At 72.2% G+C, this 20,266-nt stretch carries 17 protein-coding genes and 1 riboswitch; of the genes, 10 read left to right on the top strand and 7 right to left on the bottom strand.

The window, feature by feature from the left end:
* Positions 1-62 precede the first annotated feature (62 nt).
* Positions 63-3,284 (bottom strand): ATP-binding protein, encoded by a 3,222-nt coding sequence (locus tag BEK98_RS39260; protein WP_167444362.1) that lies wholly within the window; start codon positions 3,282-3,284, stop codon positions 63-65.
* Positions 3,285-3,491: 207 nt separating this feature from the next.
* Here BEK98_RS39260 and BEK98_RS39265 point away from each other — a divergent pair, with 207 nt between their 5' ends.
* On the top strand, positions 3,492-4,061 hold the full coding sequence (locus BEK98_RS39265) for a DoxX family protein (protein WP_208643362.1): 570 nt from the start codon (positions 3,492-3,494) through the stop codon (positions 4,059-4,061).
* A gap of 68 nt (positions 4,062-4,129) precedes the next feature.
* Here the strand turns inward: BEK98_RS39265 and BEK98_RS39270 are convergent, their stop codons facing one another.
* Together BEK98_RS39270 and BEK98_RS39275 are read right to left on the bottom strand one after the other, a co-directional pair.
* Entirely contained in the window at positions 4,130-5,689 is a 1,560-nt protein-coding gene (locus BEK98_RS39270; RefSeq protein ID WP_094221559.1) for an FAD-dependent monooxygenase, read from the bottom strand.
* 112 nt (positions 5,690-5,801) lie between these two features.
* A complete protein-coding gene (locus BEK98_RS39275; protein WP_094221560.1) occupies positions 5,802-6,155 on the bottom strand; it encodes a hypothetical protein in 354 nt (117 codons plus the stop codon).
* A gap of 178 nt (positions 6,156-6,333) precedes the next feature.
* Here BEK98_RS39275 and BEK98_RS39280 point away from each other — a divergent pair, with 178 nt between their 5' ends.
* Positions 6,334-7,059 (top strand): ankyrin repeat domain-containing protein, encoded by a 726-nt coding sequence (locus tag BEK98_RS39280; protein ID WP_094221561.1) that lies wholly within the window; start codon positions 6,334-6,336, stop codon positions 7,057-7,059.
* A gap of 37 nt (positions 7,060-7,096) precedes the next feature.
* Here BEK98_RS39280 and BEK98_RS39285 read toward each other — a convergent pair whose 3' ends face one another.
* Positions 7,097-7,675 carry a TetR/AcrR family transcriptional regulator gene (locus tag BEK98_RS39285; protein ID WP_094221562.1) on the bottom strand — a complete coding sequence of 193 codons (579 nt, stop codon included), beginning with the start codon at positions 7,673-7,675 and terminating at the stop codon, positions 7,097-7,099.
* Positions 7,676-7,883: 208 nt separating this feature from the next.
* Between BEK98_RS39285 and BEK98_RS39290 the strand changes: the two genes are divergently transcribed.
* The 7 genes from BEK98_RS39290 to BEK98_RS39320 all read left to right on the top strand — a co-directional run bounded on the left by BEK98_RS39290 (position 7,884) and on the right by BEK98_RS39320 (position 15,376).
* A complete protein-coding gene (locus BEK98_RS39290) occupies positions 7,884-8,480 on the top strand; it encodes a (2Fe-2S)-binding protein (RefSeq protein WP_094221563.1) in 597 nt (198 codons plus the stop codon).
* On the top strand, positions 8,477-9,469 hold the full coding sequence (locus BEK98_RS39295; RefSeq protein ID WP_094221564.1) for an FAD binding domain-containing protein: 993 nt from the start codon (positions 8,477-8,479) through the stop codon (positions 9,467-9,469). Before BEK98_RS39290 ends, BEK98_RS39295 begins: the two co-directional genes overlap by 4 nt.
* Entirely contained in the window at positions 9,466-11,589 is a 2,124-nt protein-coding gene (locus tag BEK98_RS39300) for a xanthine dehydrogenase family protein molybdopterin-binding subunit (RefSeq protein ID WP_094221565.1), read from the top strand. Before BEK98_RS39295 ends, BEK98_RS39300 begins: the two co-directional genes overlap by 4 nt.
* Positions 11,582-12,724, top strand: a complete 1,143-nt coding sequence (locus BEK98_RS39305; protein ID WP_094221566.1) for an XdhC family protein — start codon at positions 11,582-11,584, stop codon at positions 12,722-12,724. The genes BEK98_RS39300 and BEK98_RS39305 overlap by 8 nt, the downstream gene beginning before the upstream one ends.
* Positions 12,725-12,868: 144 nt before the next feature.
* Complete coding sequence (locus BEK98_RS39310; protein ID WP_094221567.1) at positions 12,869-13,846, top strand: alpha/beta fold hydrolase; 978 nt, start codon at positions 12,869-12,871, stop codon at positions 13,844-13,846.
* Positions 13,847-13,878: 32 nt separating this feature from the next.
* Complete coding sequence (locus BEK98_RS39315; protein ID WP_208643363.1) at positions 13,879-14,853, top strand: NAD(P)H-binding protein; 975 nt, start codon at positions 13,879-13,881, stop codon at positions 14,851-14,853.
* Positions 14,854-14,941: 88 nt separating this feature from the next.
* Complete coding sequence (locus BEK98_RS39320) at positions 14,942-15,376, top strand: ester cyclase (protein ID WP_094221568.1); 435 nt, start codon at positions 14,942-14,944, stop codon at positions 15,374-15,376.
* Positions 15,377-15,403: 27 nt separating this feature from the next.
* Here the strand turns inward: BEK98_RS39320 and BEK98_RS39325 are convergent, their stop codons facing one another.
* The 3 genes from BEK98_RS39325 to BEK98_RS39335 all read right to left on the bottom strand — a co-directional run bounded on the left by BEK98_RS39325 (position 15,404) and on the right by BEK98_RS39335 (position 18,876).
* On the bottom strand, positions 15,404-16,282 hold the full coding sequence (locus BEK98_RS39325; RefSeq protein WP_244202179.1) for an MBL fold metallo-hydrolase: 879 nt from the start codon (positions 16,280-16,282) through the stop codon (positions 15,404-15,406).
* Positions 16,283-16,294: 12 nt separating this feature from the next.
* A riboswitch (guanidine-III (ykkC-III) riboswitch) is annotated at positions 16,295-16,362 on the bottom strand.
* A 21-nt stretch (positions 16,363-16,383) separates the two neighbouring features.
* Entirely contained in the window at positions 16,384-17,562 is a 1,179-nt protein-coding gene (locus BEK98_RS39330) for a PP2C family protein-serine/threonine phosphatase (protein ID WP_244202180.1), read from the bottom strand.
* 288 nt (positions 17,563-17,850) lie between these two features.
* Positions 17,851-18,876 carry an aldo/keto reductase gene (locus BEK98_RS39335; protein ID WP_094221578.1) on the bottom strand — a complete coding sequence of 342 codons (1,026 nt, stop codon included), beginning with the start codon at positions 18,874-18,876 and terminating at the stop codon, positions 17,851-17,853.
* Positions 18,877-19,017: 141 nt separating this feature from the next.
* Between BEK98_RS39335 and BEK98_RS39340 the strand changes: the two genes are divergently transcribed.
* On the top strand, positions 19,018-20,250 hold the full coding sequence (locus tag BEK98_RS39340) for an FAD-dependent oxidoreductase (protein ID WP_094221569.1): 1,233 nt from the start codon (positions 19,018-19,020) through the stop codon (positions 20,248-20,250).
* The last annotated feature ends 16 nt before the right edge of the window (positions 20,251-20,266 follow it).

Raw genomic sequence — 20,266 nt, forward strand, 5'->3', positions numbered from 1 at the left:
CTCCTCGGTGCGAGTGGTTGTGCTGACACTCGGGACCGTAGGCAGTGCCTCTTAGCATCCACTCAGCAGCCGCTTTGACCGGCGGGCGCCCAGGGCAGCGTGCGCCGCAGGACGGCCGGGCCGCGCGTGTCGCCGAGGTCGGCGAAGAGAGCACCGGCCCGGGCGGCCGCCGCCCGGGAAGCCTCGCGGTCGCCCGCCTCCCACAGCAGCCGGGCCAGCATGAGGGCGACCCAGCCGACGGTGCAGGTCGACCCGGCGACGTGTTCCAGACCCTGGGCGCGGGTCAGCAAGGTGAGGGCTCGCGCCGTGTCACCCGCGGCCCTGGCCACGAGCCCGAGGTGGAGCACGGTGTTGGTGGTGCCCGGGATGTCGTCGGTCTCCTCGAAGCCCGCGAGGACATCGGACAGGGTCGCCTGCGCGCCGTCGGTGTCCCCGGCGGCCAGGTGGAGCAGGCCGAGGCACCCGAGGGTGATGCCCTCCTCCCGGCGGTCGCCCAGCCGGCGCCTGATCGCCAGCGCCGCCTCGAGGTGGTTCCGTGCCGCGTCGTGGTCGCCCCGGCGCCGGTGGATGTTGCCGAGGGTGTTGAGGGCCAGGGATTCACCGTGCGGGTCGTCGAGCGCGCGGAAGCAGTCGACGCTGCGGTCGGCCGCCGCGGTGGCGGCGCCGGTGTCGCCGTCGAGGCGGCTCGCCCACGCGAGCGTCGCCAGGGCGTAGCCGCGTGCCCGGGAGGGGCCGACCGTACGGCCAGCGAGCACCGTCTCCTCGTAGCACAGCGACACCTGCCCCACCTCGTCGTCCTCGACCACGTAACCCGGTGTCATGACCGGGAAGAACGGCTCGCTCCCGCCCCGGACGTCGTCCAGCAGCCGGAGACACTCCACGCAGGCCCCGCGCGCCACCGCGCCCTCGCCACGGCAGACGGCCCAGACGCCCTCCAGGTGCGCGGCGACGGCGAGGACCGAGGGATCGCCGGCGTCGTCGCCGAGGGTGCGGGCCAGGTCGAGGGCGGTGCGGGCGCGGTCCCACGTACCCCGCATCCACAGCAGGATCGCCTGCTGGCAGTGGGCGTACGCCAGCGCCGCCGGGTCCGCCCGCCGCCGGTGGATCCCTACGATCTGCTCGCCGATGTCCTCCAACGGCGAGCCGTCACCGAGGCGGATCGCCAGCACGGCCCGCCCCATCAGCGCTCTCGCCCGCTGCGGGGTGGGCTCCGGTGCGGCGGCCAGGGCGTCGTCCAGCCAGCGCCGGCCCTCGGCGAGACGTCCCCGGTCGGGCCAGAACGAGCGCAGGGCCACGGCCAGCCGGAGCGCACTGTCCGGTTCGTGGCGCAGGAAGGAGCGCAGGGCGGCCCGCAGGTTGCCGTAGTCGGCCTCCAGCTCCAGCGAGGTCGCCCCGGAGATGCCGGTGGGCGGCTCGTGGTCCCGCGCCTCGGCGAGCGCCAGGTAGAAGCGGCGATGGCCGGCCTCGGTGGCCGCCAGTTCCCCGGCGGCCCGCAGCCGCTCGGCGGCGTACTGCCGGATCGTCTCCAGCAGCCGGTAGCGGACCTCGTCCTGCCGGGGCTCCGCCCACACCAGGGACTTGTCGGCCAGCCGGCCGAGGAGATCCAGCACCGAGGTGCCGTGCGCACCGCCCGCGCACACCACCTCGGCCGCGGCAAGAGAGAACCCGCCCGCGAAGACCGCCAGCCGGCGGAACAGGCGCCGCTCCTCCTCGTCGAGCAGCCGGTGGCTCCACTCCAGGGTGGCCAGCAGCGTCTCCTGACGGGTCGCGCCGCGCCGGCTGCCCCGGCCCAGGAGGGCCAGGGCGTCGTCGAGCCGGTCGGCGATCTGACGCGGGGCCAGTACGGGCACCCGGGCCGCCGCCAGCTCCAGGGCCAGGGGCATGCCGTCGAGCCGGAAACAGATCTGCGCGACGGCCTCCGCGTTCCCCGGGGTCAGCCGGAACCCGGGGTCCGCGTCCCCGGCCCGCTCCACGAACAGCTGTACGGAGGCGAAGCGGCCCAACTCCGCCACGGACGGCAGCCGGCGCGGATCCGGCAGACCCAGGGAGGGCACCCGGAAGGTACGTTCCCCGTAACTGCCCAGCGGCTCCCGGCTGGTCGCGAGGACGCACACGCCGGGGCAGCGGGCCAGGACCTCCGAGGCCAGGGCGGCACACGCGTCGATCAGGTGCTCGCAGTTGTCCAGCACCAGCAGCATCTCCCGGCCGCCGAGCTGCGCGATCAGCGCCTCCCGGCCGCCGCCGGACGGCGGGAGCTGCAGTCCCAGGGCCGCGGCGACCGCCTCGGGCACGAGGTGCGGTTCCGCCAGGCCGGCGAGGTCGACGAACCACGCCCCGTCCCGGTAGCCGTCGCCCCGGCGAGCCGCCACGGCGAGCGCGAGCCGGGTCTTTCCGCAGCCACCGGCCCCGGTGAGGGTCAGCAGCCTGCCCCGCCCGAGCAGCTTCTCCACCTCGGCCATCTCGCGCTCCCGCCCGATGAGGGCCGTCGCGGGCGCCGGCAGACGGTGCCGTGGCGCCGGCCGCTGGTCCCGCGCCTCGACCGAGTCGGACAGCAGCTCACGGTAGAGGCGGCGCGTCAGCGGGTCGGGGTCGGCGCCGGTGTCTCGGCGGAGTTCGTCCCGCAGGTCCTCGTAGTCGGCCAGCGCCTCCCGCCGTTGCCCGGCGTCGGCCAGGACCCGCATCAGCGCACGGTGGCCGGGCTCGTGCAGCGGATTCTGCGCGATCAGGGCCCGTAGTACGTCGATGGCCTCGGCCGTGTGGTGATCGCGCTCGAGCGTCTCGCCCAGCCCCAGCCGCAGCGCCGTACGCCGTGCTTCCAGCGCCTCGGCCGCCTCGCTCGCCCAGGGCTCGTACCGGTCCTCGGGCAGCAGCCCGGCATCGGCCAGGGCGAGCGCGGCACGGTAGTCCTCGGCACCGCCGCCGTCCGCGGCCCGCCGGGCCGTCTCCTCGAACGCGTCGAGGTCGATCCGGACACCGCCGTCGGGTCCGAGCACCACCAGGTCGTCGCGGAGGACGAGAACGTCCCCCGGCGCCCCCGTGGCCGCCAGTGCGCGCCGCACGGCGTGCAGCACCTGGTGCAGGTTGTTCGACGCGGCTGTCCGGTCGAGGTCCGGCCACAGCAGGTCGTAGAGCCGTTCCCGGTGCATCTGATGGCCCGGCGACAGGCACAGCAGTTTGAGCAGGCTCCGGGCCTTGCGCAGCCGCCACGCCCCGGCGGCGACCGGACGGTCCCCGACCGCCACGGCGAAGCCGCCGAGGAGCCGGATGTCCACCTCATCGGCCATGGCAACCCTCACGAGCAGGCTACCGCCCGACCGCATCCGGTTCCCGCGGGCTGCCGCCCAGATGCATGATCATGCTCGCAGCGGAAGGATCGGCATGGGTGGTCCACGCTCCGCGACGCGGCTCGGGGCTCGCCACCGACCGGTGCCTCGGCGTCTTGTCCGAGCTGGGGGAAACGCCCGTTCCGGCGTTGTTACCGGAGCTTCGACATGAATACGAAACGCATATTGCAACGCATTTCGAGTCCTGTTGCGAGTCCTACTGAATCGGGAGCGCACGCCACCGTCGCACCTCTGGCCTCCGCCGCCGACTGGGGTCTTCTGCTCATCCGGCTGACCTTCGGACTGCTGATGGCCGCGCACGGTGCTCAGAAACTGTTCGGGATCTTCGGCGGAAACGGCCTGACGGCGACCGGTCGGGCGTTCGAGAACCTCGGCTACCGCCCGGGAAAGCTGTTCGCCGTGATCGGCGGCCTGTCCGAATCCCTCGGTGGCCTCGGCCTGGCTCTCGGACTGCTCACTCCACTGGCGGCCGCCGCCCTGATCGGCGTGATGATCAATGCCATGGCGACCGTCACCGGCGCCCACGGTCTGTGGGACACGGACGGCGGCGTGGAGTACAGCGTCTGCATCACCGTGGTCGCCCTGGCCATCGCGGCCATCGGCCCGGGCCGCCTCGCCGTCGACCGCTTCTTCCGCTGGGGCACGGGCGGCTGGGGGGAGGCGGCGCTCGCCCTCGGTCTGGGCGGGGGTGTCGCTGCGATCACGCTGAGTCTTTAGCGGGGGCAGGCCAGGGCTTGCCCGGAAACGGATTCATCCCCACCAGCCGTCATCGGGTGCGCCCTCGCTCAGCCCCGGGTGATCGCGGTGAGCGCGTGGTGGAGGGTGCCGTCGCTCGACGGGCGGTCGTGCCAGCGGGCGCCGATGTGGCCGTCGGGTCGGATGAGGAGCGCTCCGTGCGGGTGGATGCCGCAGAGGTCGGCGTGCTCCGTCGGCAGGGGCTCGATGCGCAGTGGCCGGTGTGCGTCGGTGTGTTGGGCCCAGCGACTGGGATCCGGGGTGAGCAGGGTGAACCACTCGCCGAAGACGTCGAGCGTGGAGCGGTCGGGAGTGAGCCAGAAGTGGGGCATGCGATGGCCTGGCTCGGCGGCGGGGACGTACTCCGTGCCTCCGTCGGGCGGTGGGGGCGGGGTGCCGTCGCCGGTGAGGACGGCCGCGGAGTCGTAGGTGACGCCGAGCACGAGGCCCAGCTGGGCGAAGAACCGCTCCGACCAGGGCAGTTCGAACTCGGCCGACGCCGGTTCGCCGGATTGGAGCTGGTCGCGGCGCCGGGTCAGTACCTGGACCATGAGCTGGGTGTTGGCCACCGCCTGGCGGAGCGTCCGGAGGGCGACGGGGTGGCGTTCCGTCTCGTAGGACCGCAGCAGGCTCGGTTCGGCCCATCCGTGCAGCACACCCGCCAGCTTCCAGCACAGGTTGTGCACATCGGCGAGGCCGGTGTTCATGCCCAGACCGCCGATGATGGGGAGCGCGTGCGCGGCGTCGCCGGCCAGCAGGATCCGGCCGCGCAGGAAGCGCTCGGCGACGAACGCGTTCATCACCCAGTGCTGCACCCGCAACACCTCGGCCCGTACGTCCGCGCCGGGGCCGAGGGCGCGCGAGACGACGTCGGGCCAGTCGGCGTCCGCGGTGTCCTCGGGCGTGGCACCGAACCAGGCCCAGCCTCCCTCGGGGTAGAGCGGGGCGAAGGAGCCGTGCGGGGTGAAGTAGATCCCGGCGGGCTGGTCGGCGCACCAGCGGTTGAGGTCGGCGTCGAACACGACGGTGGTGAAACCGCCCAGCGCTCCGGGGCCCTCGGTGCCGATCCCGAGCAGTGGTCGGACAGTGGAACTCGCGCCGTCGGCGGCGAGTACGTAACGGGCCCGGACACGGGTCTCCGCACCGCGTCGGTGGTCGGCGAGCAGGGCCGTGACGCTCTCGGCTTCTTCGGCGAGGTCGACGAGTTCGACCCCGAACCGGACTTCCGCGTCCGCCGCGGCGAGCAGGGTGGGTTCCAGCCGGTCCTGCGAGGTGACGACGCCGATCACGGGGCTCTCGGGCACCGGCGCGTTGACCCCGACCATCGCCGCCGTGGCGAAGTCCCGGTCGTGCAGGGTGTCGCGGAAGCGGACGCGGGCGTACTCCGGTGCGAACGCGTTGGCGGCGATCCTGTCGGCGAGCCCCAGCTGGCGATAGATCTCCATCGAGCGCACGTTGACCAGCCGGGACCGTGGAAACGGTGACAGCTCGGCGTGTTTCTCGACCAGCAGTACCCGGACGCCCCAGCGTTCCAGCAGCGCCCGGGCGGTGAGTCCGACCGGCCCGCCGCCGACGATCAGTACGTCCACCTCGGCGTTCGCCACGGCCATGTCGAGCTCCTCCTGCTCACCGCCATGAGATCAATGATCCGCGCCTGGCGGCGGGCCGCAATGTGGCAGGCATGGGGGAGGGCCCCGCAGGCCGGGGCCCTGGTCGAGAGGGTCAGGAACCGACGAAGAGGACCGAGCGGAGCTTCAGGCGGTCCGTGGCGGGGCGGCCGTGGGGGCGGAGGGACCAGGAGTCGCCCGAGCAGTCGGGCCCGGTGAAGACGAGGGCGAATTCGTCGGTGTCGTTGTGCGGGGCGAAGGCGGGCTCGGAGGCGTTCGGGTCCGCGACTTCGGGGAGAGTGATGCACTCATCGCTCGCCGGGTCGTACAGGGTGGCCGCCTGGGGTTGGCCGTTGAGGCCGATGAACTTGTAGCTGAAGTCGCCGGTGGCGGCCTGGGCGGGCGTGGCCAGGACGGCGGTGAGGGCGAGGGCACCGCAAGCGGCGGCGACGGTGTTCCGGAGACGCACAGAGTTCTCGTTTCGTGAGGACGACCAAGGTCATCTGCAGCCCTGCTCCCCGCGAGCGCCTCGCATGCGGACCATCGGAGCAGAAGCGTTCCGCTGTCACCCGTTCGGACGCGCCCCGGTCGACGCCCCGGTTGTCAGTGGCTCGTGCTACCCAGGTGGTGAACTGAAAGGTGGCCCGATGCTGCTCGACGCGACCGCACCACTGGCTCTTGCCGCCGTCGAGGCGGTCCACGCCGGCGACGTGCCCGCACTGCAGGACCTGCTCACCGCCCACCCGGGCCTGGCCACAGCCCGGCTGGGCGACACGCGGACCGCCCGCACCCTCCTGCACGTCGCCACGGACTGGCCCGGCCACTACCCGCGCGGCCCGCACACCGTCACTGCCCTGGTCGCGGCGGGAGCCGACGTGAACGCACGCTTCACCGGCCCGCACCGCGAGACCCCGCTGCACTGGGCGGCCAGCACCGACGACGTCCCCGTCCTGGACACCCTGCTCGACCTCGGCGCGGACATCGAGGCCGACGGCGGGGTCATCGGCGACGGCACCCCGATCGCCGACGCGGTCGCCTTCGGCCAGTGGAACGCCGCCCGGCGCCTGCTGGAACGGGGTGCCCGCACCAGCCTGTGGCAGGCCGCCGCCCTCGGCGAAGCCGACCGCGTCGCCGCCTGTTTCCCGCCCCGTGCCGAGCCGCCGAGCCAGGAGGAGATCACCGGCGCGCTGTGGTGCGCCTGTCACGGTGGGCAGCGGCGGATCGCCGCCTACTTGTTGGAGCAGGGCGGTGACGTCAACTGGATCGGCTACGACGAGCTGACCGCGCTCGATGCCGCCGGCAGATCCGGCCACCCCGCCCTGGTCGCCTGGCTGCGGGAGCGGGGAGCGATGTCGGCCGCGGACCTCACCTGACACCGCAGCGGCCGGACCGCCGCGGGCAGTGCCCGTCTCACCGACCGGGCGCCCCCGCCCGCAGGCCGTCCATCACGAGGTCGAGGAGCCGGGTGGCGCGTGGCTGCCAGTCGTCGTGCGGGTCGAGCTGCCACAGACCCGCGATGGCGAGGACGAAGTCGTCCGCGCTGACTCCGGGCCGGATGGTGCCGGCCTCCTCGTTGGCGCGGAGCAGGAGTTCCGCCGCGGTGGTCACCGGTGTGTGAGCCGGTCTCGCCGGGCCGCCCGGTGCGCTGGTCGCCTGGCGTATCGCGTCGGCCAGGCCGGCCTTGGTCATGGCGAACTCGGCGAGCCGGTCCATCCAGGCACGCAGGGCCTGTTCGGGCGCCCGGGTCTCGAGCAGCTGTGCCGCGCTGTCGGCGACCTGCCGCATCTCGTGGCGGTAGATCTCCAGGACAAGTGCCTCGCGGTTGGGGAAGTTGCGGTAGAACGTGCCCTGCCCGACGCCGGCCTTCTTGGCGATCGCACTGAGCGGGGCGTCCGCGCTGCGCGTCAGCTCGACAAGTGCCACTTCCAGGATGCGCTCACGGTTGCGCTGCGCGTCGGACCGCATCGGTGGGTCCTTCTTCTGTGGCACTCGTCCTCCTCAAGGGTTCTGGCCGAACCCCGCCCTTGCTAACCGGACAGCTGTCCGTATAGGTTCTCGGGTAGCGGATAGCTGTCCGGTTACGTCCACGATAGCTGTGGACGCGGCCCCACTGCAGTCGGCAGTCGCCCCCTTCGGCCCGAGCATCCCGCACCTTCGGTTCTCTCCCAACTGTTCTGGAAAGCGAAAGAAGTTGCTCATGGCTTTATCGACGTCCAGTGTCATCACCCTGAAGATCAACGGCGAGAAGTACACACTGCCCGTCGACCACCGCACCACCCTGCTCGACGCACTGCGCGAGCGCCTCGACCTGACCGGCACCAAGAAGGGCTGTGACCAGGGTCAGTGCGGTGCCTGCACCGTCCTGCTGGACGGGCGCCGGACCGTTGCCTGCCTGCAACTGGCCGTGGCGGCCGAGGGCCGCGAGATCACCACCGTCGAAGGCGTGGCGGACGGGGAGCAGTTGCACCCCGTGCAGCAGGCCTTCCTCGACCTGGACGGCTACCAGTGCGGCTACTGCACCCCGGGACAGATCTGTTCGGCGATCGGCGTGATACAGGAACACGCGGCGGGCTGGCCGAGCGCCGTCACCGACGACATACGGCCCGAAGCGGGACCACCACCCCTGACCGCCGACGAGATCCGCGAGCGGATGAGCGGCAATCTGTGCCGTTGCGGCGCGTACGTCTCGATCGTCGAGGCCGTGGCCCGGGCGGCCGAGGCCGGAACGGACACCAGCACAGCCGCTGCGGCGCGTATCAGCCCCGAAGCGGCGGCCGAGGAGGCCGTGGCATGAGGGAGTTCGGCTATCAGCGGGCGTCCGACGTCGCGGGCGCCGTAGCGCTGCTCGGCGCCGATCCGGACACACGCTTCCTCGGCGGCGGCACCAACCTGGTCGACCTCATGAAGACCGGCGTCGAACGCCCCGCCCGCCTCATCGACATCCGCGAACTCCCGCTCGACGAGATCGAGTCGACGCCGGAGGGCGGTCTGCGCATCGGCGCCACCGTCACCAACGGCGACCTGGCCGCCCACCCCGAAGTCCGGCGCCGCTACCCGGCGTTGGCGCAGGCCGTGCTGGCCGGCGCGTCCGGGCAGCTGCGCAACATGGCGACGGTCGGCGGCAACCTGCTCCAGCGCACCCGCTGCGGCTACTTCACGGATGTCACCAAGCCCTGCAACAAGCGTGTCCCCGGCAGCGGTTGCCCCGCCGTCGAGGGCGAACACCACAACTCCGCGATCCTCGGCGCATCCGGTCACTGCGTGGCCGTACACCCCTCGGACATGGCCGTCGCCCTCATCGCCTTCGACGCCGTCGTCTCGTACGAAACCGCGGACGGGCCCGGCGAGTTGCCGCTCCGCGAGTTCTACCTGCCCGTCGCCGACACCCCGCACCGCGAGACCGCCCTGCCGCCGGGCGCGCTGATCACCGGTGTCACCCTGCCGCCCACGCCGACGGCCACCCACTCCCGTTACCGCAAGGTGCGTGAGCGTGCCTCGTACGCGTTCGCCATCGGCTCGGTGGCCGCCGCCCTCGACGTCCGCGACGGCGTCGTCCGGGACGTCCGCCTGGCTCTCGGCGCGGTCGCCTCCCGTCCGTGGCGGGCAGTGGCGGCCGAACGGGTCCTGACGGGTGCGCCGGCCGACGCCGAGACCTACGCCGCCGCCGCGGAGGCCGAGCTGGCGGCGGCGCTGCCGCTGCCGCACAACGGATACAAGGTGACCCTGATACGCAACCTCGTGGTGGCCGTGCTGACCGAACTCGCCGAGGAGGCCGCCCGATGACCACCGTCACCACGGCGCACAAGAACGCCGTCGGCACCGCGCACACCCGTGTCGAAGGCCGCGACAAGGTCACCGGAGCCGCCCGCTACGCGGGAGAGGTCCCCTTCGCCGACCTCGCGCACGGCTGGCTGGTGCTGTCCACGGTCGCCCGCGGCCGCATCCGCGAGATCGACACCGCTCCCGTCCTCGGACTCCCGGGCGTCCTCGCCGTCCTGGACCACCGCAACGCCCCGCGCGTCGAGACCGACTACGCCGGCCTGATGGGATCGAAGCCCGACCCGACCTGTGCCGTCTTCCAGCACGACCGGGTGCCGCACCTGGGCTGGCCGGTGGCCCTGGTCGTCGCCGAGACCTCCGAGCAGGCCAGGGAGGCCGCCGAGGCGCTCGTGGTGCACTACGAACAGGAGCCCCACGACGTCGACTTCACGGGCGAGCACCCGGACGCCTACGCGCTGGACGGCCATATGCCGGCGGTGGCGGAGAAGGGGGACCTCGACGCCGAACTCGCCGCGTCGGCCGTCGTCCTCGACGCCGAGTACACCACCCCCGAAGAGCACCACAACCCGATGGAACCGCACGCGGCGACCGCTCGCTGGGAGGACGGCCGGCTCGAGGTGGTCGACTCCAACCAGGGTGCGACCTGGGTCGTCGGCGAACTCGCGAGCCTCTTCTCGCTCGACCCGGCCTCGGTGCGCGTACGCTCCGAACACGTCGGCGGCGGCTTCGGCAGCAAGGGCGTCCGCGCCCACCAGGTGGCCGCCGTGATGGCCGCGACCGTGCTGCAGCGCCCGGTACGCGTCGTCCTGACCCGCCGTCAGATGTTCTCGCTCGCCGGCTACCGCAGCCCCACCGTCCAGCGCGTCAGGCTCGGCGCCGACGCCGAAGGGCGGCTGCGCGCGCTGGAGCACCGGTCGGTCAGCCTCACCTCCACCGTGCACGAGTTCGTCGAACCGAGCGCCGGGGTGGCGCGGGTGATGTACGACGCCGACGCCCACCACACCGCCAACCGCGTCGTACGGCTCGACGTGCCGACCCCGACGTGGATGCGCGCCCCGGGCGAGGCACCGGGCTCGTTCGCATTGGAGGCGGCGCTCGACGAACTCGCCGAGAAGTGCGGGATCGACCCGATCGAGCTGCGCCTGCGCAACGAACCCGACAAGGGACCGGTCTCCGGCCTGCCGTTCGCGGGCCGTGATCTGCCCGCCTGCTTCCGCGAGGGCGCCCGCAGGTTCGGCTGGGCGGACCGCGACCCGCGCCCGGGCCTGCGCCGGGACGGACGCTGGCTGCTCGGCACCGGCACGGCGGCGGCCTCCTTCCACGCGGGTGCCATGCCGTCCACGGCGACGGTGACCGCGCACCCGGACGGTACCTTCACCGTCCGGATCGCCGCGGCCGACATCGGCACCGGGGCCCGTACCGCACTCACCCTGATCGCCGCGGACGCGCTGCGCGTGCCCCCGGAGCGGGTCCGGGTACGCATCGGTGACAGCGACTTCGGACCGGCGATGATCGCCGGCGGCTCCATGGGCACCCGCTCCTGGGCCTGGGCGGTCACGGCCGCGGCCGACGAGCTGCGCGACAGGCTGGCCCTGGGCACCGGCGTCCCCGCCGAGGGCATCACGGTACGGTCGGACACCACCGCGGCCATCGGCGCCCTCGCCCCCGCCGAACGGCACTCCTTCGGGGCGCAGTTCGCGGAGGTTGCCGTGGACGTCACCACCGGCGAGGTGCGCGTACGGCGCATGCTCGGCATCTTCGCGGCGGGCCGGATCGTCAACCCGCTCACCGCACGAGGTCAGTTCGAGGGCGGCATGGTCTGGGGCATCTCCATGGCCCTGCACGAGGAGGCGATCCGGGACCGCGCCACGGGCGGCCACGTCGGCGCCGACCTCGCCGGCTACCACGTGGCCACGCACGCCGACGTACCGGACATCGAGGCCGACTGGATCGAGGACGCGGACCCGAGGGATCCGGTCGGGATCAAGGGCATCGGCGAGATCGGCATCGTGGGCGCCGCGGCGGCCATCGCCAACGCGGTCTGGCACGCGACCGGCGTACGCCACCGCAGCCTGCCCATCCGGCCGGACCGGGTCATCCTGGCCGGAGGGCCAAGTGCTTGACATCGCCGAGGAGTTGCACCGCTGGGCTGAGGAGGGCCGGGACTTCGCCGTCGCCACGGTGCTGGCGGTGGGCGGCAGCGCGCCGCGCGGTCCCGGCGCCGCCCTCGCCGTCGACAGCGAGGGCACCGTCATCGGCTCGGTCTCCGGCGGGTGCGTGGAGGGCGCGGTCTACGACCTGTGCCGGGAAGCGCTCCAGACCGGCGAGAGCGTCACGGAACGGTTCGGCTACAGCGACGCGGACGCCTTCGCCGTAGGACTGACCTGCGGCGGGACGATCGACGTGCTGATCACGCCGGTGGGCGGGCAGGCGCCCGCCCGGACGGTCCTGGCGTCGGCTCTGTCGGCGGCTGTCCGGGGCGAACCGGCGGCCCTCGCCCGGGTCGCCCGCGGTCCGGCCGAACTCCTCGGCCGGGCCCTGCTGGTACGACCCGACGGCACGCACGAGGGCGGTCTCGGCGGCCACCCGGAGCTGGACCGGACGGCGGCGGCCGAGGCCCGGGCCCTGCTGGAGGCCGGGCGTACCGGCACGGTGGACATCGCCGCGGACGGCTCGCACTGCCCCGGCGGCCTCACCCTGCTGGTCGAGTCGCACGTGCCGCCCCCGCGGATGATCGTCTTCGGTGCGGTGGACTTCGCCGCGGCGTTGGCGCGGGCCGGCAAGTTCCTCGGCTACCACGTGACCGTCTGCGACGCCCGCCCCGTCTTCGCCACGCGGGCCCGTTTCCCCGACGCCGACGAGGTGGTCGTCGACTGGCCGCACCGCTATCTGCGGCGCACCGCGACCGATGCCCGCACGGTCCTGTGCGTGCTCACGCACGACGCGAAGTTCGACGTACCCCTGCTGAAGGCGGCCCTCGCGATGCCGGTGTCGTTCGTCGGTGCGATGGGCTCGCGCCGCACGCACGAGGATCGTGATCGGCGGCTGCGGGAGGAGGGCGTGAGCGAGCGGCAGCTGGCCCGGCTGCGCTCCCCGATCGGCCTCGACCTCGGCGCGCGTACGCCGGAGGAGACGGCGCTGTCGATCGTGGCGGAGATCGTCGCCGCGAGGCGGGGCGGGACCGGCGTGCCTCTGACCGGCTCGAAGACGCCGATCCACCACGACCGGGGGGAACGCGAGGGGGCTGCGGCGGCCTGAGCCCAGGTCGGACGCTGGTGGGTTGGAAAACAAGACTCACATTCCACAGAGGATCTTGCATGTCGAAACCGATCGGTTTACGGTTTGTGAAACCGATCGGTTTCCTGTGGAGACAGTCATGACAGCAATCAAGGGCGCCACCGCATGACCCTGCGCAGAATCCGCCTGGCCGGTGCCGTTCGGCCGGAGCGGAGCACAGGGCTCGGCCGGTGGTCCGGCGAGGGCTCCCCGACCGGTGAGTCCTCCGCGGGCGATCGTGTCCGCCGACGGACCGTTCGGGCAGGTGGGCTGGAGGTTCCGATCATCGAGGCCGGGAGCGGGCCGCTCGTCCTCTGCCTCCACGGCTTTCCCGACCATGCGGCCAGCTGGGCGGGGCTGCTCGACCGCCTCGCACAGGACGGGTACTGGGCGGTCGCTCCCGCGCAGCGCGGATACTGGCCGGGCGGCGCGGCACCCGACGGCTCCTATCGCGCGTCGGCGACCGGGCAGGACGTCCTGGACCTGATCGAGGCGCTCGGGCGCGAGCGAGCGGATCTCGTCGGTCACGACCTCGGCGCCCGGGCGGCGTACGCGGCAGCCAGCCTCGACCCGGCACGCGTACGCAGGCTCGTCGGTATGTCGGTCCCCCACGGCCCTGGACTGAGAACCGCCTGGCTAGCCGACGGCGACCAGCAGCGACGCAGCTGGTACATGTTCTTCTTCCAGACAGCCCTGGCGGAACCGGCCGTCGCGCTCGACGACTTCGCCTTCATCGACCGGCTCTGGCGAGAATGGTCACCCGGCTACGAGCTGCCGGACGCCGAACGTTCCGCGCTCAAGGAAACCCTCCGCGGGCCGGGAGTCCTGGCCGAGATCCTGGGCTACTACCGCCAGTTGTTCTCGCCTCCAGCGGACGAGGCGACCCAAGCCCTGGAAAAGCGGGCAAGCGGTCCCCTCACCGTCCCGTCCCTCTACCTCCACGGGGCCGACGACACCTGCATGTCCGTGGAGTTGAGCGACGGCATGGACGCCCTGTTCAAGAACGGCCTCGAACGCATCGTCGTACCCCGGGCAGGACACTTCCTCCACCTTGAGCAGCCCAGGGCGGTCGCCGACCACATTCTGCGCTTCCTGAACAACTGACCCACCCCCCGAATAGACCAGAGGACAAGGCGATGCCGGAACAAGACCCCATTCTGATCACCGGTGCCGGCGGCGAAGTCGGCTCCGTGAGCAGAGTGATGGTCCAGATGCTGCTTGCGCAGGGCCGCCGCGTGCGCGCGTTCGTACGACGCGAGGACGAACGCGCCCACGCACTCCGTCAGGCAGGGGCCGAGGTGGTGGTCGGCGATCTGCTCAACATCGCCCATGTCACCGCCGCGCTGAAGGGCTGTCGGCGCGTCTACTTCAGCATGAGCCTGTCGCCGTACTACACCGACGCCGTCACCCTGATGGCCGCCGCGGCGCGGGCCCAGGGCGGTATGGAGGTCTTCGTCAACATCTCCGAGTACGAGCAGTCGTACATGACGTTCGAGAAGATGACCGCCCCGGACGAGGAACGGCGTGCATGGCTCGGCGGGCTCGTCACGGACTGGTCACCTCAGCAGCGGGCCCACTGGATCTCCGAGCAGGTGCTGGACTGGTCCGGCCTCCCGATCGTCAACGTTCAGGCGACCATTTTCGTCGAGAATCCGATTCTGAGCATGCTGGCACTGAAGCCGCTGCGCCAGGGTGAGCTGCGCCTGCCGTTCGGTCTTCAGCGGGTCGCGCCCATCGCGGGCCACGACGTGGCGGAGCTGTGCGTGAAGATCCTGGTCGATCCGGCGCCGCACGTCTCGAAGTCCTACGCGCTCACCGGACCGGAACTGAAGGACATGCACGGGTTCGCGGAGGACTACGGCGCCGCGCTGGGACGCCACGTCGCCTACGTGGCCGAGGACGTCGAAACGTGGAACGCGACCTACGTCGACAGGTACCTGGCCGACAACCCGCACGCGGCTGAGCACTTGAAGACGCTGACCAGGCTGGTCGCCGGCGGCCGTTACGACGTCGTCAGCGACGAGTTGGCAACCCTGCTCGGGCGCCGGCCGAAGGACCTGCGGTGGGCGCTGCAGAACAATCGGCGCGTCCAGCGACTGAAGGCCGACTGACGAGCGTCCGCGCGCCGCGTCACATTCCCGGCGGCTGTGTCGTCCTACTGGTGAGACACCGTCCAGCACGGAGCAGAGGAGAGACCGCATGCCGGCAGCCGGGGCGACCAGCAACACAGAGACGCTCAACCGCCTCCACTCCGCCGTGAACAGCGGAGACCCGGAAATCATCTCGAAGGCGATCGACGAGTTCGTCGCACCGGACGTGCTCTTCCACGCGCCGGTACCGATGGGCGCGACGGGAGCGGAGGCCCTGAAGCGGGTGTGGGAGGTGCTCCTGCGCGCGTTCCCCGACATCCACGTCGCCGTCGAGGAGACGGTCGCGGAGGGCGACAAGGTCGCCTCCCGGAACACGGTGACCGGGACCCACCTGGGCGAGTACCAGGGCCTGCCGCCCACCGGAAAGACCGTCACCTACAACGAGATCTTCATCGTCCGCTTCGCCGAGGGGCGGATCGCCGAGATCAGGGGCGTCGTCGACGTCCTCGCGCAGCTGCGCCAGCTCGGTGCCCTCCCGTCCTGACGAGGGGCACTGCCGGCCGCACCGGGCTCAGGTACCTGGGCACAGGACGAAGTCGGAGTACGCGCGCCAGGTGTGGTCGGTGCCGAGTTCGGTGAGCGCGTCACGGATCCTGCGCAGATGGGCCGGGGCCAGCTGGAGCGGGGGCTCGTCGGGCTGGTAGGTGGTGCGGACCGGGTAGTCCACGCCCGGCTCGATGGTCATCTCGATGTGGCAGCCGAGCACGTGGGTGACCGGCCGGCGGTCGGCGAACTCGATCAGCCGGTCGAGGCTGCGGGTGAAGGCGGCAACGTCCTCGATGTAGAGCCGCCCGGGATAGACGCTGTCGCCGGTGAGCAGGAGGCCGGTGGCAGCGTCGTAGTACGTGACGGCCGCCTCGTGATGGCCCGGGGTGGCCAGGCACTCCAGGACCCGGCCGCCCAGGTCGACGTGGGCGACGGCGTCCGGGTCCGCGCCGAACCCGAAGTACCGCCAGGCGGTGTCGCGGTCGGCGCCCACCACCGTGGTGCCGGGGCGGTCGGCGAACTGGCCGTCGCCCGCGATGTGGTCACCGTGCCCGTGGGTGTGCAGCACCAACAGCTCGTAGCCGTCCCGGGGATGCCCGGCGAGCCAGTCCGCGAGGAGCCCGTCGACCACCCGGCGCAGGGGGAAGAACTCGGCGGACCCGGTGGCACCGGTGTCGATCAGCACCGCCCGTTCGTTGCCGCACAGCAGGAACAGGAACGGCGCCTCGTAGTGCACCGCCATGTTCTGCCGCAGGATGAACGTGTGCTCGTCGTACGCGTGGACCTGGATGTCCGGGTCCGTGTTGTGCTTGGCCGAGGGCGAACCGTGGATCCACCGCACATCCAGCGGGCGCGCCGCGGGAGGGGTGCCGGTGAAGTCGACGAGATGCGATCCGCTGTGCACGATGCCTCCGTGCGTGCGTCGTCTTGGCGGGCCGGGTACGGCGCACATCTCGTCCGGGGCAGGCACGTCCGAGCCTCCGACCGGGACGCTACCACGGTGTCTCACGGGGCCGACGGCGCAGGCGGCGCGGACCGCTGGTCGGCGAGCAGGCAGGCGGTGAGCGCTGCGGTGTCGTCCTGGAGGCGGTTGTGGCTGTAGGCCATCAGGTCGCGGTGGAGCTGTTCCAGCAGCTCCCGGGGCGGGAGCGGGCCCCAGGACCGCAGGCGCTCGACCAGCGGGTAGAAGGCGCCGTCGGGATCGCGGGTCTCCGTGATGCCGTCCGTGTAGAGCAGGAGCTGGTCACCGGGCCGGAAGTCGTAGACGTCGACGTGATACGGGTCGTCGACCAGCATGCCGAGGTTCAGCGGCGGAGCCGACTGCCCTCGGTCCAGTTCCCGCACCTCGCCACTGCGGATGAGGAGCGGCGGCGGGTGGCCACAGTTGACGATGCGGACGAGATGACCGGCGGCGGGGATCTCGGCGAAGACGGCCGTGACGAACCGTTCGCCCAGCTCGCTTCCGCCGAGCAGCATCGCCCTGCGGTCCATGCTCGTCTCCACCCGGTCCGCCAGGGCGGCCAGATCGGGTTCGTCGTGCGCCGCCTCGCGGAACGCGCCGAGCAGGGTGGCGGCGGTCTCGACCGCGAGCAGACCCTTGCCGCGGACGTCGCCGATGAGCAGCCGGATCCCGTGCGCGGTGGGGACGGCCTCGTAGAGGTCGCCGCCGATCCGCGCCTCCGCGGCGGCGGAGAGGTAGAGACTCTCCAGGAGGAGGTTGCCGATCCGGTGCGGGACCGGTCTGAGCAGGACGCGCTGCGCGATCTCGGCCACGAAGCGTACGTCGGCGAGCGTGCGCTCACGGCGGGTCCGGTGGGCGGCCAGGATCGCGCCGAGGGCGCCCACCAGGGCGGTGCAGAAGTACGAGGCCACGTAGTGGCGGTCCCACAGGTAGCCGACGGACCGGCCCGCACAGCAAGGGGTGCCGGCCAGGACCCCTTCGAAGGCGACGGCGAAGAGCGTGGCGCCGGCGACCACGAGGGGCCCGTGGGCGAAGGCGGCCACCAGCGGCAGGGCGATCAGCACGAAGCTGACCGGCCAGTCCACGGGCGTGAGGGGTTCGAGCACCAGAAGGCCCACGACGAACAGGACCGGAAGCCAGCGCATCCACGCCACGGGCGCGGGCAGCTGGGTCCGTACGGCCATGCCGGCCTCGGGCACCCGGCTGGCGCGTCGGTGACTCACCCGTCACCCCTGCACGCGCCCGCCGTCGCAGCCGCCGGGGCGGCCCGGGAAGCGTGCCGTGCCGGTGGACGACATGCCTGACGGTTCGGCTTACGCGGCCTTCGCACACCGGACTCCTGATCGCACGACCCCTGCAAGAGGTCCAGCCTCCTGCGCCGCGTCCCGGCACACCGGTGATTGCTCCACCTGGCGGCATGTTCCGGGGGCCGGGGTCGTGGGGGCGGTGCGGTGTCCACCGTGGCCACGGCAACACCCCACCGCCCGCGACGACTTCGAGTCAGGCCCTGGTCAGGCCTCCCGCCCCACGGACGTGAACGACATGTCCGGGTAGCGGTCGCCCGCCACCCGGCCGGCGATCGGCTCCAGTAGGGCCAGCTCGTCGGTGGTCAGCACGATCCGGGTGGCCGCGGTGTTCTCGAGGAGGCGGCTGCGCTTGCGGGTCCCCGGGATCGGTATCACGGTCAGGCCGTGCACCTGGGCCCGCTGGTGCACCCAGGCGAGGGCGATCTGCGCCGTGGTGGCGCCATGGTCGGCCGCGATCTTGCGCAGGGGCTCCAGGAGAGCGGCGTTCGCCTTGGCGTTGTCGCCGCTGAAGCGCGGCTGGAACTGCCGGAAGTCGCTGCTGGAGAGCTCCGTGCTCGCGTCGGCGAAGGCGCCGGCCAGAAAGCCCCGGCCCAGCGGCGAGTACGGCACGAACGCGACCCCCAGCTCGGTGGCCGCGCCCACCGCGCTGCGCTCGACGTCCCGGCTGAACACCGACCACTCCGACTGCAGGGCGGTGATCGGGTGCACGGCGTGTGCCTCGCGCAGCTCGGCGCCGGTGACCTCGCTCAGGCCGAGGTGCTTGACCTTGCCCTCCCGCACCAGTTCCGCCATGGCGCCGACGGACTCGGCGAGCGGGACGGCGGGGTCGCGCCGGTGCATGTAGTAGAGGTCGATGACCTCGACGTTCAGGCGGCGCAGGCTCGCCTCGACCGCGTTCTTCAGGTAGGCGGGCTCGTTGCGGATACCGCGGTGGAGCGGGTCGTTCGCACGGCGCTCGATGCCGAACTTGGTGGCGAGCGTGATCTCGTCGCGGTGCGCGGCGACGAACGGCGCGAGGAACTCCTCGTTGGCGCCGGTGCCGTAGACATCGGCGGTGTCGATGAGGGTGACGCCGGCCTCGAGGGTGGCCTCCAGGGTGTCGCGGGCCGCCGCGACGTCCGTCTCTCCGTAGGCGTTGGTGATGCCCATGGCGCCGAAGCCCTGGACGCCGACCAGGGGGCCGCCGGTGCCCAGCTCGATCTTGCGGATCTGTTCGATGGCGTGGCTCATGCCGGCCACGCTAGATCGTTCGAGTGTGCTCGAAGCAAGTGCGTTCCGCGCCAGGCTTCCTGGATCGGTCGACGTGGCGGGGGTATAGTATTCATCGACCGATGAATTACTGCTCTCCTCTCGTGAAGGGCAGGGGCTGCAATGGAGCAGACCACGTGCTGTGTGGTGGGAGGCGGTCCTGCGGGCATGGTGCTCGCGCTGCTGCTGGCCCGGGCCGGCGTCGCGGTGACGGTCCTGGAGAAGCACGGCGACTTCCTGCGCGACTTCCGCGGCGACACCGTCCACCCCTCCACGCTGGCCCTCCTGGACGACCTGGGGCTGGCCGAACGCTTCGCCGAGCTGCCGCAGCGCCGGGTGAACACCGTCCAGCTGCCGGTCGGAGCCGGCCGCTCGACGGTCACCGTCGCGGACCTCACGGTGCTGCGCGGGCCCTACAACTACGTGGCGATGGTGCCCCAGTGGGACCTCTTGGACCTCCTCGCGGACGAAGCCCGGCGCGAGCCGTCCTTCCAGCTGAGGATGAACACCGAAGCGACCTCCTTCCTGATCGAGTCGGGACGGGTGACCGGGGTGCGCTACCGCACCGCCGACGGCCGCACCGGCGAGCTGCGCGCCCTCCTCACCGTCGCCTGCGACGGCCGCGGATCACTGGCGCGCTCCCGGCCGGAACTGGGACTGCGCAGCTTCACCTGCCCGATGGACGCCTGGTGGTTCCGCCTGCCGCGGCATCAGGGCGACCCGCGGGGACTCGTCGGCGGCGCCGGGGACCGCTTCCTGACCGCGATGATCGACCGCGGCGACTACTGGCAGTGCGCCGGACTCATTCCGAAGGGCACCGACGCGCAACGCCGTGCCGCGGGCCTGGACCGGTTCCTGGCCCAGTTCACCGCGGCCGTCCCGTGGATCGCCGACCGCTCGCACGCCCTGCGCTCGTGGGACGAGGTCAAGCTCCTGGACGTACGCCTGGACCGCCTGCGCCGCTGGCACCGTCCGGGGCTGCTGTGCATCGGCGACGCCGCGCACGCGATGTCCCCGGTCTTCGGCATCGGCATCAACCTCGCGGTCCAGGACGCCGTGGCCGCCGCCCGCTATCTGACCGGGCCACTGCGCAGCGGGACCGTGGGCCTGCGCGACGTACGCGGTGTGCAGCGGCGGCGCCTTCCGACCACGGTCGTCACCCAGGCGCTCCAGCGCACGGCCCACGCCCTCTTCATCGCTCCCGTCCTGCAGGGCCGTCCGCCTCTCGGCAGCGCGGACCGGGCCCAGCGCCTCGCACGCCTGGTCGCCGGGTCACGATGGATCCGGCGCCTGCCCGCGTACTTCATCGGCTACGGCGCACTTCGGGAACGTCCTCCTGAGGTGGCCGTCCGTTAGAGGGCGTTTTGCTCCA

It is taken from the genome of Streptomyces diastatochromogenes (assembly GCF_002242805.1).
In the GTDB taxonomy this organism is placed as follows: domain Bacteria; phylum Actinomycetota; class Actinomycetes; order Streptomycetales; family Streptomycetaceae; genus Streptomyces; species Streptomyces diastatochromogenes.